22 protein-coding genes are annotated in these 16,504 nt (G+C 42.8%); 3 read left to right on the top strand and 19 right to left on the bottom strand.

Features of this window, described 5'->3' with window-relative positions; all coding sequences use genetic code 11:
* Positions 1-13: 13 nt before the first annotated feature.
* The 19 genes from rplE to H140_RS0100160 all read right to left on the bottom strand — a co-directional run bounded on the left by rplE (position 14) and on the right by H140_RS0100160 (position 13,029).
* Entirely contained in the window at positions 14-550 is a 537-nt protein-coding gene (gene rplE, locus H140_RS0100260) for a 50S ribosomal protein L5 (protein WP_019671645.1), read from the bottom strand.
* A 21-nt stretch (positions 551-571) separates the two neighbouring features.
* Positions 572-889 (bottom strand): 50S ribosomal protein L24, encoded by a 318-nt coding sequence (gene rplX / locus H140_RS0100255; RefSeq protein ID WP_019671644.1) that lies wholly within the window; start codon positions 887-889, stop codon positions 572-574.
* Positions 890-898: 9 nt separating this feature from the next.
* Positions 899-1,267: a 50S ribosomal protein L14 gene (rplN, locus tag H140_RS0100250; RefSeq protein WP_007394238.1), complete on the bottom strand. Its 369-nt coding sequence runs from the start codon at positions 1,265-1,267 to the stop codon at positions 899-901.
* 143 nt (positions 1,268-1,410) lie between these two features.
* Positions 1,411-1,698 carry a 30S ribosomal protein S17 gene (gene rpsQ / locus H140_RS0100245; protein WP_019671643.1) on the bottom strand — a complete coding sequence of 96 codons (288 nt, stop codon included), beginning with the start codon at positions 1,696-1,698 and terminating at the stop codon, positions 1,411-1,413.
* Positions 1,698-1,892: a 50S ribosomal protein L29 gene (rpmC, locus tag H140_RS0100240; RefSeq protein ID WP_019671642.1), complete on the bottom strand. Its 195-nt coding sequence runs from the start codon at positions 1,890-1,892 to the stop codon at positions 1,698-1,700. The genes rpsQ and rpmC overlap by 1 nt, the downstream gene beginning before the upstream one ends.
* Positions 1,892-2,305, bottom strand: a complete 414-nt coding sequence (gene rplP, locus H140_RS0100235) for a 50S ribosomal protein L16 (protein ID WP_019671641.1) — start codon at positions 2,303-2,305, stop codon at positions 1,892-1,894. The genes rpmC and rplP overlap by 1 nt, the downstream gene beginning before the upstream one ends.
* Before the next feature lie 3 nt (positions 2,306-2,308).
* On the bottom strand, positions 2,309-3,058 hold the full coding sequence (gene rpsC, locus H140_RS0100230) for a 30S ribosomal protein S3 (protein ID WP_019671640.1): 750 nt from the start codon (positions 3,056-3,058) through the stop codon (positions 2,309-2,311).
* Between the two features lie 3 nt (positions 3,059-3,061).
* Positions 3,062-3,391, bottom strand: coding sequence for a 50S ribosomal protein L22 (gene rplV, locus H140_RS0100225; RefSeq protein ID WP_026348696.1), 330 nt, complete (start codon positions 3,389-3,391; stop codon positions 3,062-3,064).
* A 10-nt stretch (positions 3,392-3,401) separates the two neighbouring features.
* On the bottom strand, positions 3,402-3,677 hold the full coding sequence (gene rpsS, locus H140_RS0100220) for a 30S ribosomal protein S19 (protein WP_019671638.1): 276 nt from the start codon (positions 3,675-3,677) through the stop codon (positions 3,402-3,404).
* Positions 3,678-3,688: 11 nt separating this feature from the next.
* Positions 3,689-4,516, bottom strand: a complete 828-nt coding sequence (gene rplB, locus H140_RS0100215) for a 50S ribosomal protein L2 (protein WP_019671637.1) — start codon at positions 4,514-4,516, stop codon at positions 3,689-3,691.
* 11 nt (positions 4,517-4,527) lie between these two features.
* Complete coding sequence (gene rplW, locus H140_RS0100210; protein WP_019671636.1) at positions 4,528-4,881, bottom strand: 50S ribosomal protein L23; 354 nt, start codon at positions 4,879-4,881, stop codon at positions 4,528-4,530.
* Complete coding sequence (gene rplD / locus H140_RS0100205; protein WP_019671635.1) at positions 4,878-5,480, bottom strand: 50S ribosomal protein L4; 603 nt, start codon at positions 5,478-5,480, stop codon at positions 4,878-4,880. The genes rplW and rplD overlap by 4 nt, the downstream gene beginning before the upstream one ends.
* A gap of 14 nt (positions 5,481-5,494) precedes the next feature.
* Positions 5,495-6,133, bottom strand: coding sequence for a 50S ribosomal protein L3 (gene rplC / locus H140_RS0100200; protein WP_019671634.1), 639 nt, complete (start codon positions 6,131-6,133; stop codon positions 5,495-5,497).
* 95 nt (positions 6,134-6,228) lie between these two features.
* The gene (gene rpsJ, locus H140_RS0100195) at positions 6,229-6,540 is read right to left on the bottom strand and encodes a 30S ribosomal protein S10 (RefSeq protein WP_007394248.1); all 312 of its coding nucleotides are present in this window, start codon (positions 6,538-6,540) and stop codon (positions 6,229-6,231) included.
* Between the two features lie 692 nt (positions 6,541-7,232).
* On the bottom strand, positions 7,233-9,161 hold the full coding sequence (locus tag H140_RS0100180) for an Rne/Rng family ribonuclease (protein ID WP_019671631.1): 1,929 nt from the start codon (positions 9,159-9,161) through the stop codon (positions 7,233-7,235).
* 427 nt (positions 9,162-9,588) lie between these two features.
* Positions 9,589-10,293, bottom strand: coding sequence for a Maf family protein (locus H140_RS0100175; protein ID WP_019671630.1), 705 nt, complete (start codon positions 10,291-10,293; stop codon positions 9,589-9,591).
* Positions 10,294-10,439: 146 nt separating this feature from the next.
* A complete protein-coding gene (gene mreD, locus H140_RS0100170; RefSeq protein WP_019671629.1) occupies positions 10,440-10,919 on the bottom strand; it encodes a rod shape-determining protein MreD in 480 nt (159 codons plus the stop codon).
* Between the two features lie 92 nt (positions 10,920-11,011).
* Entirely contained in the window at positions 11,012-11,929 is a 918-nt protein-coding gene (gene mreC / locus H140_RS0100165) for a rod shape-determining protein MreC (RefSeq protein ID WP_019671628.1), read from the bottom strand.
* 71 nt (positions 11,930-12,000) lie between these two features.
* Positions 12,001-13,029 carry a rod shape-determining protein gene (locus H140_RS0100160; RefSeq protein ID WP_019671627.1) on the bottom strand — a complete coding sequence of 343 codons (1,029 nt, stop codon included), beginning with the start codon at positions 13,027-13,029 and terminating at the stop codon, positions 12,001-12,003.
* Positions 13,030-13,731: 702 nt separating this feature from the next.
* Between H140_RS0100160 and gatC the strand changes: the two genes are divergently transcribed.
* From gatC to H140_RS0100145, 3 genes are all read left to right on the top strand, one after another.
* Positions 13,732-14,061 carry an Asp-tRNA(Asn)/Glu-tRNA(Gln) amidotransferase subunit GatC gene (gene gatC, locus H140_RS0100155; protein ID WP_019671626.1) on the top strand — a complete coding sequence of 110 codons (330 nt, stop codon included), beginning with the start codon at positions 13,732-13,734 and terminating at the stop codon, positions 14,059-14,061.
* 82 nt (positions 14,062-14,143) lie between these two features.
* Positions 14,144-15,652, top strand: coding sequence for an Asp-tRNA(Asn)/Glu-tRNA(Gln) amidotransferase subunit GatA (gatA, locus tag H140_RS0100150; protein ID WP_019671625.1), 1,509 nt, complete (start codon positions 14,144-14,146; stop codon positions 15,650-15,652).
* Positions 15,653-15,894: 242 nt separating this feature from the next.
* Positions 15,895-16,485, top strand: a complete 591-nt coding sequence (locus H140_RS0100145; protein ID WP_019671624.1) for a hypothetical protein — start codon at positions 15,895-15,897, stop codon at positions 16,483-16,485.
* The last annotated feature ends 19 nt before the right edge of the window (positions 16,486-16,504 follow it).

Here is a 16,504-nt window from a genome sequence, read left to right as displayed (position 1 = left end):
TATTGCTATTATGCTATTTAAACGGGAAGCCGAATGCTTTAAGCAGTGCGCGACCTTGCTCGTCATCTTGAGCAGACGTCGTGATAGTGATATCAAGTCCACGAAGACGATCTATCTTGTCATAATCAACTTCTGGGAAAACGATTTGCTCTTTAATACCTAAAGAGTAATTACCACGACCATCGAAAGCTTTTGGTGAAAAGCCACGGAAGTCACGGATACGTGGAATAGCGATAGCAATGAGACGATCTAAAAACTCATACATTTGCTCGCCACGAAGTGTCACTTTACAACCAATTGGCCACTCTTCACGAATTTTAAAGCCTGCGACAGATTTACGAGCTTTTGTGATAACCGGCTTCTGACCTGCAATTGCAGTCATGTCCGCTACGGCACCTTCTAAAAGCTTCTTATCTTGTGAAGCACCGCCAACACCCATATTAAGAGTAATTTTGGTGATTTTTGGTACTTGCATGACGTTTTCTAAGCCCAGTTCTTCTTTGATCTGTTGCTTGTACTGGTCATTGTATAATGATTTTAATCTAGCCATTGCTATTACACCCTTAGTGTTTTACGCAGTCGCCACTACTTCACCATTTGAACGATAGACGCGTTGTTTGTTGCCGTCTTCATCAAACTGGTAAGCAATACGATCAGCTTTTTGGGTTTGCGCATTAAAAATTGCGACGTTTGAAATATGTAAAAATGCTTCTTGCTTAACGATGCCACCTTCAACACCAGTTGCCGGATTTGGCTTTTGATGTTTGGTTACAATGTTAATGCCTTCAACTTTGATACGGTCATTTTTTACCGCTAGCACAGTGCCTTGCTTGCCTTTATCTTTACCAGCAATAACAATGACAGTGTCGCCTTTACGTAATTTAGACATGGGTTACCTCTACAGTACTTCTGGTGCTAGTGATACAATCTTCATGAATTGATCACCACGTAGTTCACGAGTTACCGGCCCAAAGATACGAGTGGCAATCGGGGCTTTGTTCTGGTTAAGCAACACAGCAGCGTTGTCATCAAAACGAAGTACTGAGCCATCTGGACGACGTACACCTTTTTTGGTACGTACAACCACAGCATTCATTACATCGCCTTTTTTAACACGACCACGTGGTATTGCTTCTTTAACAGATACTTTAATGATGTCGCCGACAGATGCATAACGGCGATGTGAACCGCCTAGAACCTTAATACACTGAACGCGTCGTGCACCACTATTATCTGCAACTTCCAGAATTGTTTCAGTCTGAATCATTGCGTTACTCCAATAATTTACAAAAGGCAATAATCTAATCAATGCCACTTCATGTGAAGAATATCACATGAAGCAGTCATTTATCTGGTATATGACCACAAGGGGGCGTATTTTACCAGTAATTAAAGCCAATTGCAATTTGCTTATATTTTTTTAGCTTTCTCAACAACGTCAAATAACTTCCAAGACTTAGTCTTAGAGATAGGACGGGTTTCAACAATGCGAACCACATCCCCTTCGTTACATACGTTATCTTCGTCATGGGCTTTAATTTTTGTAGAACGACGGATTTGTTTGCCGTACAGTGGGTGACGAACTTTACGCTCAATCAATACTGTAATTGACTTATCCATCTTGTTACTGACAACCTTACCAGTAACAATACCTACACTTGTGCCCGATTGTTCGGTTTGTTGAATATCGTCACTCATTAGGCGCCTCTTTGTTTTTCATTAATCAAAGTCTTGATCTGAGCGATCGCACGGCGATTGGCTCTGACTTCGTGTGTGCTACCTAGTTGACCGGTGGCTTTCGCCATACGAAGACGAAATGCATCTAGTTGCTTCTCATCTAGTAATCCAGTCAGCTCTTCTACTGATTTTTCGCGTAATTCACTGATCTTCATTACATTATCGTCCGCTTAACAATGGTAGTTTTGAAGGGAAGCTTAGCTGCTGCAAGCGTAAACGCTTCACGTGCTAGTTGCTCTGATACCCCTTCGATCTCATAAAGCATCTTGCCTGGCTTGATTTCGCATACCCAGTACTCAACAGGACCTTTACCTTTACCCATACGGACTTCTAATGGTTTGTTAGTAATTGGCTTGTCAGGGAATACACGAATCCAGATCTTACCACCGCGCTTAACCTTACGAGTAATAGTACGACGTGCCGCTTCAATTTGACGTGCTGTCATGCGACCACGACCAACTGATTTTAGGCCAAATTGACCAAATGCAACGGTGCTACCACGATGTGCTAAACCCGTGTTACGCCCCTTATGCATTTTACGAAATTTGGTACGTTTTGGTTGTAACATAGCTTAACCTCTATCTGTGTTTGCTCTGTCCGTACGATCAGAACTGTTGCGACGGTTTCCACGGCCGCGGCGTTTTGGCGCACGAGTCTTATCTTCTTTTGGTGGATTATAAACGCTATCCATACCATCTAGAATTTCACCACGGAATATCCATACTTTAACACCTATGGTTCCGTAAGTAGTCTCTGCACGAACTGATGCATAGTCGATATCAGCACGAAGTGTATGTAAAGGTACACGACCTTCACGATACCACTCAGTACGAGCGATCTCTGCACCACCTAAACGACCAGACAGTTCAACTTTAATACCTTGAGCACCTGAACGCATACTGTTTTGTACGGCGCGCTTCATAGCACGGCGGAACATAACACGACGTTCTAACTGGCTTGCGATACCTTCAGCAACTAGACGAGCATCTAAGTCTGGAGAAGTAATTTCTTCGATATTAACCTGAGCTGGTACGCCCATCATATTGGTTAATTCTTTTTGTAACTTCTCAATATCTTCGCCTTTTTTACCAATAACGATACCTGGGCGAGCCGTTGAAATTGTGATTTTAGCAGCGCCAGTAGGACGCTCAATCATAATATGACTTACCATAGCATTGTCTAGCTTCTTACGAAGATAGTCACGTACTTGGAGGTCATTTAGTAGGTATTCAGAATATTGCTTAGGATCTGCATACCAGTTGGCATTGTGTTTTTTTACAACGCCAAGACGAATTCCAATTGGATGTACTTTTTGTCCCATGAATTATTCTCCTACCTTAACAGTGATGTGACAGGTACGCTTACTGATACGATCAGCACGACCCTTTGCACGTGGTAGGATACGCTTTAGCGTGATGCCTTCATCCACATAGATAGTTGATACTTTAAGTGTATCGATATCTAAACCGTGGTTGTGTTCAGCATTGGCGATTGCAGACTCAAGACATTTCTTGACGAATACTGCGCCTTTTTTGTTGCTAAACGCAAGGATATCCAAAGCACGCTCAATAGACTTACCACGAATTTCATCAGCGACAAGTCGAACTTTTTGTGCCGAAATGGCGGCACCGCGTAATTTTGCAGTTACTTCCATAGTGAGCACCTTATTTTTTTGCTTTCTTGTCAACGCCATGACCGCGGTATGTGCGAGTCGGGGCAAATTCACCTAGTTTATGGCCAACCATTTGCTCACTAATGATAACCGGTACATGTGTACGACCATTATGAACTGAAAGAGTTAGACCAACCATTTGTGGCAAAATCATTGAGCGACGTGACCAAGTTTTGATTGGCTTACGAGAATTAGACTCGATAGCTTTTTCTACTTTGGTAAACAGATGCGCATCAATGAATGGACCTTTTTTCAATGAACGAGGCATGAAATTATTCCTTATTTCTTCTTGGCGCGACGGCGGATAATCATATTGTCAGTACGCTTATTATGACGCGTTTTAAGACCTTTAGTCTTCTGACCCCAAGGTGTAGTTGGATGTACACCAAACGTACGACCTTCACCACCACCGTGTGGGTGATCAATCGGGTTCATCGCTGTACCACGAACTGTTGGACGAACGCCACGCCAGCGAGAGGCACCTGCTTTACCAAGTGATTTTAGGTTATTTTCAGAGTTAGAAACTTCACCAATAACAGCACGGCAATTGATGTGTACGCGGCGAGTTTCGCCTGAGCGTAAACGTAAGATTGCGTAAATACCTTCTTTACCTAGTAATTGAACTGACGTACCGGCTGAACGTGCTAACTGTGCACCTTTACCGATTTTTAGTTCGATATTACTAATAGTCGTACCCAATGGAATGTTTTTTAGTGGTAAGCAGTTACCTGGACGAATCGGTGCAGATTCACCTGATAATACAGTATCGCCAACCTGTAACTTCTTTGGCGCTATAATATAGCGACGCTCACCGTCAGCGTACTTAAGAAGTGCAATATGTGCAGTACGGTTTGGATCGTATTCGATACGCTCTACCGTTGCTGGGATATTGTCTTTAGTACGTTTGAAATCGATAATACGATAATGTTGCTTATGTCCACCACCAATGTGACGAGTCGTGATACGACCGTTATTGTTACGACCACCAGTTTTGCCTTGTGATTCAACAAGTGGGGCATGCGGACGACCTTTGTAAAGGTGTGGATGCACCACTTTTTCAACAAAACGACGACCTGGTGATGTTGGCTTTGCTTTTACGATAGGCATGATTTGTATCCTTATTCGTTGTTCGCTGCATCGCTAGTAGTAGTTGCTGCAGTATCTGCAACCTCTTCACCAGCATCAGCCATTTGTACATCTTGACCAGCTTTTAAAGTCACATAGGCTTTTTTATAATCATTACGACGACCTATTGTGCGACCAAAGCGCTTTGTTTTACCTTTAACATTTAAGGTGTTTACCTTAGTAACTTCCACACCTTCAAACATTAACTCAACTGCCTTTTTGATTTCGCGCTTAGTGGCATTGGTATCTACTTTAAATACTTGAACGCCTAGCGAGTCACCTAGCAGCTGAGATTTTTCTGAGAACACAGGCCCTTTTAAGACCTGATAAAGTCTTGCGTTATTCATGCTAGTGCTTCCTCAAATTGTTTCGCTGCGTCAACAGACATGATGACTTTATCAAACGCAATCAAGCTAACTGGATCTACTTCTTTTGTACCTAGAACATTCACGTGTGGAATATTGCGAGCAGCTAAGTATAGATTCTCATCAACTTCATTGGTCACGATTAATGCACGTGGTGCATTAAGTTCTGCCAATTTGCTAATTAGTTCTTTAGTCTTTGGCGCTGATACAGTGATGTCATCCACTAGAATTAGACGATCTTGACGTACTAATTCAGCTAGGATGCACTGCATGGCACCACGGTACATTTTGCGGTTCACTTTCTGTGACCAATCTTGTGGTTTTGCAGCGAATGCTCGACCACCACTACGCCAGATTGGGCTACGAATAGAGCCTGCACGTGCACGGCCAGTACCTTTTTGGCGCCATGGTTTAATACCACCGCCAGAAACTTCAGCACGAGTTTTTTGTGCGCGGGTACCTTGACGTGCGCCTGCTAAATAAGCAGTGACGACCTGGTGAACGAGGGCTTCGTTGAATTCACGACCAAATGCCGTGTCAGACAGCTCAACCGCTGCGCCTGTAACAGTTTTTAAATTCACGTTAATCCCCTTGCTTAGGCTTTGATTGACGGACGTACGATGACATCGCCACCATTGGCACCTGGAAGGGCACCTTTAATGACGAGAAGACCTTTTTCAGCATCTACTGACACGATTTCAAGTCCTTGAACGGTAACTTGTTTGTTACCCATTTGCCCTGGCATTTTCTTACCTTTGAAAACTTTACCTGGGCTTTGGTTCTGACCTGTTGAACCCAATACGCGATGCGAAATTGAGTTACCGTGAGTAGCATCTTGCATACTAAAGTTATGACGTTTTACGCCACCTTGGAAGCCTTTACCTTTGCTTCGACCTGTTACATCAACAAGTTGCCCTGCTTCAAATAGGTCGGCAGCAATTTCGCTACCCGCTTCACGTCCTTCTAGCTCTTCTTCTGTAACACGAAATTCCCATACACCACGGCCTGCTTTTACGCCGGCTTTAGCAAAGTGACCTTTTTGTGCTGCTGTTACGCGGCTGTCACGACGCTCACCTGTGGTGACTTGGATGGCTTGATAGCCGTCAGTGTCTTTCGTTTTGATTTGAGTAATGCGGTTTGCATCGACCTCAACAACTGTTACAGGGATAGAAGCGCCTGTTTCAGTGAAGACACGGGTCATGCCGCATTTCTTACCGACTAAACCGATCGCCATGTTAAACCTCTTTATATCTTCAATTAATAGTTTGGGGTAATTTTTAAAAGTCGCGTTTCATTAATCATTACGCTTAATTTAAGACGCGCTTTTGATTAACCCAATGCGATTTGAACGTCTACACCAGCAGCCAAGTCCAATTTCATCAATGCGTCAACTGTTTTATCAGTTGGTTGCACGATGTCAAGCATACGCTTGTGAGTACGAATCTCGTACTGATCTCGCGCGTCTTTGTTGACGTGTGGCGAGGTTAGGACGTTGAAACGCTCTATGCGAGTAGGCAACGGTACAGGACCACAAACTTGCGCACCAGTGCGCTTTGCGGTATCGACAATCTCTTGTGCCGACTGATCAATCAATCTGTGATCAAAAGACTTTAGTCGGATACGGATTCTCTGGTTAGCCATGCCAGCAAGCTCCTAATAAATGGGTTTATCAGTAATCACTACTTCTTATATGTGATGATTAGTTGATAAATAGCCGTTATATAATTGATTTATTTTTTGGTTAAATCGTGATTAGATCACATCCAACAATATCAAAAAACAAAATAAGTTTAATCCTTGCCCACCATTTCCTTATAGGAAGGTAGCAAAGAAGTATGAAATTAGTGCCGAGAACGATGCCCCAGCTGTATTAACGCCAAGCTTTATAAGTGTAGAAAATGATATACGTTGCCGTATTTTGACACACTCACTTGAAGCGCTGATATAAATTCAGTGGGTTGTATTATACAGAGCTGAAGATGAATTGCAAGGGTAACCGTGGGTTTTTCTGCTTTTTTTTGGCTGTCTTTAGGGCTGCTGTTACATTTTGATAACATTTAATGGCTGTTTTGGTTGGGCTATACTCGCTGGTAGTCATCTAGCCTCACTCAACCTAAGCCCTACTGTTGCACCCGCCGAGGGACGAGGCGCGCGCCACTGTTTATGAATACAAAGGGCAAGAAGACGCACCTAAGATAAGTGGTACGTCTCCAGATGTTGAGGCCATTGTTTTGCTTTTGGTTTTGTTTATTGATATGCACGTTATGGATACTGTAACGGCTATGATTGTTCTAGTTATCGGATGAGCGCTAACCCTTCATGGGATACTAGCGTCAGTCTAATACTATGTCATATTGCTCTTGGGTATATAGGTTCTCTACCTCAAACGTAATCACGCGCCCCAGTAAATATTCTAAATCCGCAACCGTATCCGCTTCTGTGGTCAATAATAAGTCAATCACAGAGGCATGGGCGACCACGGTAAACTTCTTCGGTGCATTATAAGTACGAGCACAGCGCATAATCTCACGGAAAATCTCAAAGCAAACCGTCTCAGCGGTCTTAATGAAGCCTTTACCACCACAAGTATGGCACGGCTCGCACAGTTGCTGTTCCAGCGATTCACGGGTGCGTTTGCGCGTCATCTCCACCAAGCCCAGCTCGCTAACTTGGGTAATCTTAGTCTTGGCATAGTCTTGCGACAACTGATGCTGCAAGCTTTCAAGCACATCATCTTTGTGCTCTTGCTCTAGCATGTCAATAAAGTCGAGGATAATAATACCGCCCAAGTTACGCAGTCTTAGCTGCCTTGCAATGGCGTGGGTGGCCTCCAAGTTGGTCTTATAAACCGTGTCCTCTAGCGAGCGACCGCCGACGAATGAGCCTGTGTTCACATCAATGGTGGTCATCGCTTCAGTCTGATCAATAATCAGGTAGCCGCCTGACTTTAAGTCAACCCGACGCTTGAGCGCATCACGCAAGTCTTCCTCTACCCGATGCACATCAAACAGTGGCTGCTCGCCAGTATAGGCGATGATCCGAGGGTAGATAAAGGGCACAAACTCTTTGGCAAACTGACGAACTTCGTTGTACATGCCCTCATGGTCGACAATGACCTTTTCGGTATCTGGGTGTACTAGGTCACGAATCGAGCGCAGCGGTAATGATAACTCTTGATAAATCAAAACCGCTGGTTGACTGCTATTTGCTGAAGCCACCTTACGTGCCTGAATGGTACGCCACAATTGAACTAGATAATAAATATCTTCTTCCAACTTGGCGACTGGTACCCGTTCAGCAGCCGTACGGGCGATTAGTCCTCCAGTTAAATTGACCGTTTGCATAAGTGCGCCAAGCTCAGTTTTTAGACGATGACGCTCCTCTTCATTATCAATACGCTGTGAGATACCAATATGCTCGCTTGATGGCAAATAAACCAAGTAACGTGAGGGTAAAGATATATTGGTAGTTAAGCGTGCGCCTTTTGTGCCCAGCTGATCTTTGGTGACTTGCACTAAGATTTTTTGACCTTCTTGCAGCCGATATTGAATCAGCTCATGCCGCGGTGGCTCAATGACATGACGTACTTTGCTTGGCAAGGGCTTATTATCAATCTGAGTGATGGCATTACCCACCATATCTGGTGAGTCATCCTTGATAATACTATACCCTCCTGTCTGGTTTGCTGCTGGCACTTCATGACTTAGCAGAGTGCTAATGCCACTATTTTGCACACCATCTTGCTTTGAGCCTTGGTTCTCCGTCTTAGCCTCCGACTGAGAGGCGACACTAACTGTTTCTGCGCTAATGTGGGTACTGATATCAGGGTCATGGTTGTTATCAGGGTCATGGTTATCAATAGTATTAGCGTTGCTCTGATTGATATCTACACCACTCCTACTACCACTGCCGACCTTCTCAGCAATATGCTCACTGCGACTTACCGACATACTGGTTAACACACTAGGCTCTTGCTTGGCAAGGTGAGGTGTGGGCGCCATGTGATTTTCTATACTTGGTGGGGTGGCTCGTGTCGGGCGACGCATGTCATTAACATGCAAAAAAGCAGTGCGTGATTGACCAATATCAACAAATGCCGCTTGCATACCAGGTAATACGCGCACCACAGTGCCAAGATAAATATTGCCGACCAGACCAAGCTTATTATGCCGCTCAATATAGACCTCACTGGCCACACCGTTATTCAAAACAGCGACCCGTGACTCCATTGGGCTAACATTAATGAGTAGCTCTTCTGACATAGCAGACCTTTTTATTCTTTAATGAGTTAATAAATCAGTAATAAGTGAATAAATCCGTAATAAGTGAATAAGTCCGTAATAAGTGAATAAGTCCGTTTCAAAATTGTTCGGCAAACAACAAAATACGATGTTTGCTCATAAAATTATTATTTCTTGATAGTGTTACTAATGATAGGTATGTTACATATTAACATTTATATCTTGGAAACAGTATAAACCAAGTGTCATGAATAACAAGCCAACAGACAGTGCTTGATAGTTACTAGCTGTTTATTCGCTGATAGCCGAATATCTAAGAGTTAATAAAAGTAATAATAAATTGATATAGTTAGTTATAAAGGTATAAGTCATAAAAGTATAAGTTATAAAAGTAATCACAACGCTAAAAAATTAATGATTAGCGTGCTTATTATCTTTATTCCTATTACTAAATCTGCGCTTGTATCTGCCGAATCGCAGCCACCGTTTGCGCCAAAGGCAAACCCACTACATTGGAATAACTGCCCTCAATACGCTCTACCCATAACGCACCTTTGCCCTGGATGGCATAACCGCCGGCTTTATCTTGGGGCTCGCCTGTTTCCCAATACACCTGCATCTCTGCTTCATCTAAAGCAATAAACTTAACGCTTGTTTTTTCCAATAAATTCTTTTGACAAACCACATCACCGCCATCCGTCACAAGCGTTAACTGAACAGCTGTCCAAATAGAATGCTCAGTACCAGACATTTGTTGCCACATGGCAAATGCATCTGTTTTGTCAACTGGCTTAACCAAAATTGATTGTCCATCAGCCAATACACCTATGGTGTCTGCGGTGATAATAAGATACTGGCACTCTTGTTTATCTTCAGACTGGCTAGTTTGGTGAGAAAGCTTAGCTTGATGGCTTTTTTGGTCACTTTGACTATTTTGATTGCTTTGAGTCTGGCTGACTTCATTATAACGACACAGTAACAACTGACATGCCTGCTGCGCCTTAGTCTGTACCATACGCACTATATAATCTTGCGGACGCTCATCTGCCAAAATCGTCTCATCCACATCGACCGCAAGCGTTACAAAGTTAATATCAGCCAAAGATAATAGCTGATGACGCCTAGGAGAAGTTGATGCTAGAATAATATCCATGATAAGGTTCGCTTATTGCGCAAAGAAAACGGGGGTATTTTTGCCACGACATTATCGCTTTTTTCTTTACCGCTTTCACTTAGCTTTACCGCTTTCACTTAGAATGAATGGTGACTTATGACTACGTATTAATGCCTATATAGCCTCTAGCGTATAAATCGCTTCAATGCTATATATACCAAGGGCCAAGCGACAATACTAATGACTAGGCTGACGATAGCCTGAGTATAAAATATATTTTGGGTCAAATACTGAACCAACCATAAGGTAAGCTGAAACACCAGCAATCCAGCAGTTGCAACCATCCATGCAATCGTTAAATTAAGCTCACGCAAATAACGTCCAATAAAACGAATACAAAACGCCATCACAACTGCTGAAAATGCCTGCTGACCCAAGCGAGTATCTAACAATAAATCTGCAATCACTCCAATCAAAAAAGCAGTACCAACTCCGACATAACGTGGCTTATATATCAACCAAAAAATAAGCACCATAATTAGTGCTGTCGGGCGAAATACAGATGCCTCTAAACTTAACGGATAGATATTGACAATCGAAGCTACAATAAAGCTTGCGATAATACCAAGCACTACCTGTCCGGGAGTTAAACGAGCTTTTATCATAGTATCAGTAGTGCCTATTTATTATAAACGCCTGTTATATAAACTCTTGATAACTGCTTGCAACGAGTGTTGGCGTACTTATACAGCCATCCTTATTCACTGGGACGACTGACAGGTACATAAGGGGCATGGGTAAGCTCTAATGACCTAGCAAAACTATCATCGATATAGCTAGGCGCATTTTTACTGTCTTGCATGATTAGCACATAAGAGCTGTTGATAAAATCGGCTGCAGGCGCTACTTCGATATTCATAAAGTTATCATTTTGTTTTGGGCTGATGTACTCAACACGCCCCACTCGGTATCCTGCTGGAAAACGGCCACCTAAACCAGAAGAAATCAACTCATCACCTAATCGAATATCTGATGTTTTAAAGATATAGTCCAACTTTAATGCACTGGGTGAGCCTTGACCAGTAACGATAGCACGCTGACCAGTACGTCTGACCGTTACTGATACCGATTGCAGCTCATCAGTAATTAATAATAGTCGGCTGGTATTGGGATACACATTAATAATCTGTCCCAAAATACCATTTTCATCAATGGCAGTCTGTCCGACCTCCACTCCATCCTTGCTACCTTTATTTATCACCACTATCTGCTTTAGTGGATTGGTATCCGTGCCAATCACTTGTGCAAGATTTAAGTCATATTGATCTGGCTTGGTGGTGGATAAGATACCTTGTAAGCGTGCATTTTGTGCCAATACATAGTCTTGCTGTTGTAGCTTAGCTTGTGCATGCAGCAGCTGTGCATGTAATTGCACATTTTCACGACGTAGCGCTTCTTTGCTCATCATAGTGCCCTCCGCCCAGTGACTGACAAAGTTAGGGAAGACTGATAACTGATAAATGGGCTGCATAGCAGCATGGCTGGTATCACGCACAGGTGTAAACCAGTCTGGGTTTTTGCTATCTAGCAGCATCAAAATCATGGCCACTAATAAAACAGCGGCCGTTTTTTTTAAAGACAGGCTTTGTTGTGCAAAGATGCTAATGGAGGGCATACGACTCTTTTAAAATTATCAAGGATATACGCAATTTGTGTTATTCACTAACGACAAACATCAACGACACATTAAACAAAAATCATGTTTAAGCTTTTGTTATTAATAAACGACAAAGCAGCACCACCACCACGACTAACGCAAGTGAGGGGATCTTCAGCAACAGTCACAGGCAAGCCCGTTTCTTTTGAGATCAACTTATCGATATTGCGTAACAATGCACCGCCACCAGTTAATACAATTCCACGCTCTGCGATATCAGAAGACAATTCAGGTGGCGTTTGCTCTAAGGCAGTTTTAACCGCACTAACAATGCCCGTTAGTGAATCACTTAACGCCTTTTGTACTTCTTCAGAAGTCACAGTTAACGTCTTAGGAACACCTTCAGCCATACTGCGACCACGCACTTCTACTTCAAGTTTGGCATCTTCATCGATGGCAGAACCAACGCTTTGTTTAATACGCTCAGCAGTCGTTTCACCAATAATACAACCATGATTACGACGCACATGGGTAATGATAGCTTCATCAAAGATATCACCACCTATACGGATAGAATCCGCATAAACACAACCTGACAACGAAATAATCGCAATTTCAGTAGTACCACCACCGATATCCACCACCATAGAGCCACTGGCTTCATGTACTGGCAAATCGGCACCGATAGCAGCAGCCATAGGCTCTTCTAGCAGCAAAACTTTGTTAGCACCAGCAGAGGCGACCGCCTCACGAATAGCACGGCGCTCAACTAAAGTCGATTTGCAAGGGACGCAAACCACCACATTTGGCTGTGCCAAAAAGCGTCTAACTTTGGTCTTATTTATAAAGTGCTTTAGCATCTTTTGAGTGACCTCAAAGTCTGCGATCACACCATCTTTTAATGGACGAATTGCGGTAATATTATCCGGGGTACGGCCTAACATTTGTTTTGCATCAATACCAACAGCGGCTACTGTTGGGTTTTGAGTGCGGTTGCTACGCAGCGCTACTACGGTTGGCTCATCAAGAACCACCCCTTTTCCAGGTGCATAAATCAATGTGTTAGCAGTACCAAGGTCTATGGCAATGTTGTTAGATAGAAATCCAAACGGGTTCATGTATCGTGTTTCCAGCGTATTGCGAGTTAAAAAGTAGCCATCATCTATACACTACATAGCATCATTGCTGCTAAGATAGCCTAGTATGACTCTCAAATAATAAAGTGGGGTTGACATACTAAAATATATTCTGACTAAAATATACATCTAAGATGTTGTCGAGCAGAAATAAGCATACTCTAACCAAAGTTGAGTATGACGACAAGAAAAAGCCTAATAAAGCTTAATAAAGTTTAGTGAAATATTAAAGTGACACAAATTATAGCGTTTAATTGTCGATAAATCATGTAAATCTGTTCATTTTCATCTTTCTTTAACAAACTATTTTGCAACATCTCATGTCAAACGTAGTTTGTGACACCTTAATTAAGGTTGTATTCATCGAAAATCAAGACCAAACTGATGCCAAGCTTGTGTCAAATAGCGATTTAATCGTTGATAAATCAATGCTCAGTTAAAGATAAATCCCATTGATATTTGAAATTATTTTGGGTGCTACCCTCGAACAACTGAAAATAACACCTAGTTGCTTTATAATAGCGACAATTATTTATAAACCAGCAGTATGCGAAAAGCAACCCATTTTAGTCGCTTTAACCAGCTACTACTAACTTTATAACAATACATGCTAATCACAACCCTTGAGAAGCTATCATATTTACTCTTACAAACCAGCCTATTGCAAGAAGGATATTTTGTTTTATGACTACTCAAAGCTCATCTCAGTTAGACACCAATCAAGCAGAAAGAATCAGCACCGCAGATATTTTACAGGTCGCCAAATTATCACACTTGGCTATTGATGAAACCACTGCTGAGCACTTTGCCGATGATATCGACAAAATCTTAGCCATGATGCAAACTCTATCTGGTGTCGATACCGAAGGTTTAATGCCACTGGCCAACGTCCATGAAGCGGCACAAAAACTGCGTGCAGATATCGCCGATGACAGCATCGACCGTGACGCCAACCAAGCCATTGCACCTGCAGTACAACAAGGTCTATATCTGGTACCACAGGTTATTGAATAATAATCATAATAAAAACAACCAGTTATCGAACAAACTGATTGATCAAACAACCCAATTTAACCATTTAGGATGGACGCCCAATATGTCTGACTTACATCATCTATCTATTGCACAACTGATTGATGGCCTACAAAGCCAACACTTTAGTAGTGTTGAACTAACTGATCATTTCTTAAAGCGCATCAACACCTTAGACAAAGACATTAACAGCTTTATCACCCTAGATGAGGACGGTGCTCGCCAAGCTGCAAAAGATGCAGATGCCAAGCGCAGCTCAGGTGCAGACTTAGCCAACACACCTCTACTTGGTGTTCCTATGGCGCATAAAGACTTATTTTGTACCAAAGGCGTGCTAACCACCTCTGGCTCAAAAATGCTACACAACTTTGTGTCACCTTATGATGCTACTGTTGTCTCTAATATCCGTAATGCTGGCGCTATTAGCTTAGGTAAACTGAATATGGATGAGTTCGCCATGGGCTCAGACAACGAAAGCTCGTTTTATGGTGCGGTACATAACCCTTGGGATACCAGCCGTGTACCAGGTGGCTCATCAGGTGGTTCAGCAGCGGCAGTGGCTGCCGGTTTTGTGCCTTTTGCAACGGGTAGTGACACCGGTGGTTCAATTCGTCAGCCTGCCTCATTCTGTGGTCTAACTGGTATGAAGCCAACTTATGGTCGTGTGTCTCGCTTTGGGATGATTGCTTATGCTTCAAGCTTTGATCAGGCCAGTACCATAGGTCGCTCAGCTGAAGATTGTGCTTACTTGCTTCACCCTATGGCTGGTTATGACCCACGTGATGCCACTTCAATTGACCGTGAAGTACCAAACTATGTGGCGGATCTACAAGCTGCTGCTGAGAAAGCTGATGCTGACAAACCATTTGCTGGATTGCGTATCGGTGTCGCCAAAGAATACTTTGGTTCTGGTCTAGATTCAGAAGTTGAGTCAACAGTACGTGCTGCTCTAAAACAGTACGAAGATTTGGGCGCCACTATTGTTGAAGTAAATATCACAGATCCAGAAATCACGTTGGCAACCTACTACATGCTGGCGCCAGCGGAAGCTTCTTCTAACCTATCTCGCTTCGATGGCGTACGCTTTGGTTACCGCTGTGAAGATCCAAAAGACTTGGCTGACCTGTACACCCGTACCCGCTCTGAAGGCTTTGGTACCGAAGTACAGCGCCGTATCCTAATGGGTACTTATGCCCTATCTGCCGGCTACTTTGATGCTTACTATACCAAGGCGCAAAAGGTGCGCCGTTTGATCTTAGAGGACTTCAAAAAAGCCTTTGAATCTTGTGATGTGATTGCCAGTCCGACAGCACCAAATACCGCTTATGAGCTAAATACCGCATTAGATCCAGTAACCATGTATCTGGGCGATGTGTACACCATTGGGGTGAACTTAGCAGGTCTGCCAGCCATTAGCATGCCAGCCGGCTTCAATCAAGCGGGTCTACCTATCGGGTTACAGCTTATTGGTAATCACTGGGATGACAGCAAGCTATTAACCACAGCGCATCTGTTCCAACAGCATACGGATTATCATACTAAGCTGTCGCCTGTGGCACAGACTGGGGTTTAGTTTGTTTAGTATTGGAAAGGGATAATGTTATCCCTCCCCGACCCTCCCTTTGCAAGAAGGGAGGGAGAAGAGCTTTTTTAAATTTTGGTGTAAATCCCCCTTTAAGAAAGGGGGAGTTTGAGCACTAATTGAGTTTGAAGGGTGGGTTACGTTTTATCTATACTTCCGTTGGACTATACTTCCGTTGGAAGCTTGACAAAACTAACCCACCCTACCGCTACTTAAAGAGACTATCTACTATTATGACATCAGTAATTACTAGAGATGAAGTGGAAGAATATTCAAATAAACTTTTACAAAACATACCTTCACATAACAAACCTGTGTTTGTATTAATTTATGGTACGGTAGATGTCAGTGATGAACAAGCGTTGTATGCTGATTATCGCGATGACCACGTTCCCGTTGACGTACTTGAGACTTTTAAAATTCTCTCTGGTAAACCAATAGTACAATTTAATGAAGGCGATATTAAGTTAAGTATGTATTTGGCGAGTATGCTGGCTGTTAAAGCCTTTTATAATAAGCAGTCTATTATCACCCAGATTGGTGTGTCAGAAGACGTTACAGACGTCATTGAAATTATGAAAACACTTGGTTATGAGGTGTCATTAGTGGTCAATAGCTGTGACGATGCGCCTGAGAGATGGCAGGCATTAGATAAAACGTCTAAATGGGTGCTAACAAATCGAGATTACATCAATCGCGATTTGATTGCTTATTTATTTGAAGATATTACGGGGGTAAACTATGCAGACTATAAGTCGTCAGGGGCGACAAAGTTGGTTATGACTGATAATAATGGTCATGTGATTGGCTCAAGTGAGTCATAGATAATAATTTTAATAGTTG

The organism is Psychrobacter lutiphocae DSM 21542 (genome assembly GCF_000382145.1).
Lineage (GTDB): Bacteria > Pseudomonadota > Gammaproteobacteria > Pseudomonadales > Moraxellaceae > Psychrobacter > Psychrobacter lutiphocae.
Note: the sequence above shows the minus strand (reverse complement) of the source record. Positions and strands in the feature narration are given on the sequence as shown.

Coding starts and splice junctions, on each gene's coding strand:
- rplE (WP_019671645.1), bottom strand. CDS start 550: ATGGCTAGATTAAAATCATTATACAATGACCAGTACAAGCAACAGATC.
- rplX (WP_019671644.1), bottom strand. CDS start 889: ATGTCTAAATTACGTAAAGGCGACACTGTCATTGTTATTGCTGGTAAA.
- rplN (WP_007394238.1), bottom strand. CDS start 1,267: ATGATTCAGACTGAAACAATTCTGGAAGTTGCAGATAATAGTGGTGCA.
- rpsQ (WP_019671643.1), bottom strand. CDS start 1,698: ATGAGTGACGATATTCAACAAACCGAACAATCGGGCACAAGTGTAGGT.
- rpmC (WP_019671642.1), bottom strand. CDS start 1,892: ATGAAGATCAGTGAATTACGCGAAAAATCAGTAGAAGAGCTGACTGGA.
- rplP (WP_019671641.1), bottom strand. CDS start 2,305: ATGTTACAACCAAAACGTACCAAATTTCGTAAAATGCATAAGGGGCGT.
- rpsC (WP_019671640.1), bottom strand. CDS start 3,058: ATGGGACAAAAAGTACATCCAATTGGAATTCGTCTTGGCGTTGTAAAA.
- rplV (WP_026348696.1), bottom strand. CDS start 3,391: ATGGAAGTAACTGCAAAATTACGCGGTGCCGCCATTTCGGCACAAAAA.
- rpsS (WP_019671638.1), bottom strand. CDS start 3,677: ATGCCTCGTTCATTGAAAAAAGGTCCATTCATTGATGCGCATCTGTTT.
- rplB (WP_019671637.1), bottom strand. CDS start 4,516: ATGCCTATCGTAAAAGCAAAGCCAACATCACCAGGTCGTCGTTTTGTT.
- rplW (WP_019671636.1), bottom strand. CDS start 4,881: ATGAATAACGCAAGACTTTATCAGGTCTTAAAAGGGCCTGTGTTCTCA.
- rplC (WP_019671634.1), bottom strand. CDS start 6,133: ATGGCGATCGGTTTAGTCGGTAAGAAATGCGGCATGACCCGTGTCTTC.
- rpsJ (WP_007394248.1), bottom strand. CDS start 6,540: ATGGCTAACCAGAGAATCCGTATCCGACTAAAGTCTTTTGATCACAGA.
- H140_RS0100180 (WP_019671631.1), bottom strand. CDS start 9,161: ATGTCAGAAGAGCTACTCATTAATGTTAGCCCAATGGAGTCACGGGTC.
- H140_RS0100175 (WP_019671630.1), bottom strand. CDS start 10,293: ATGGATATTATTCTAGCATCAACTTCTCCTAGGCGTCATCAGCTATTA.
- mreD (WP_019671629.1), bottom strand. CDS start 10,919: ATGATAAAAGCTCGTTTAACTCCCGGACAGGTAGTGCTTGGTATTATC.
- mreC (WP_019671628.1), bottom strand. CDS start 11,929: ATGCCCTCCATTAGCATCTTTGCACAACAAAGCCTGTCTTTAAAAAAA.
- H140_RS0100160 (WP_019671627.1), bottom strand. CDS start 13,029: ATGAACCCGTTTGGATTTCTATCTAACAACATTGCCATAGACCTTGGT.
- gatC (WP_019671626.1), top strand. CDS start 13,732: ATGACTACTCAAAGCTCATCTCAGTTAGACACCAATCAAGCAGAAAGA.
- gatA (WP_019671625.1), top strand. CDS start 14,144: ATGTCTGACTTACATCATCTATCTATTGCACAACTGATTGATGGCCTA.
- H140_RS0100145 (WP_019671624.1), top strand. CDS start 15,895: ATGACATCAGTAATTACTAGAGATGAAGTGGAAGAATATTCAAATAAA.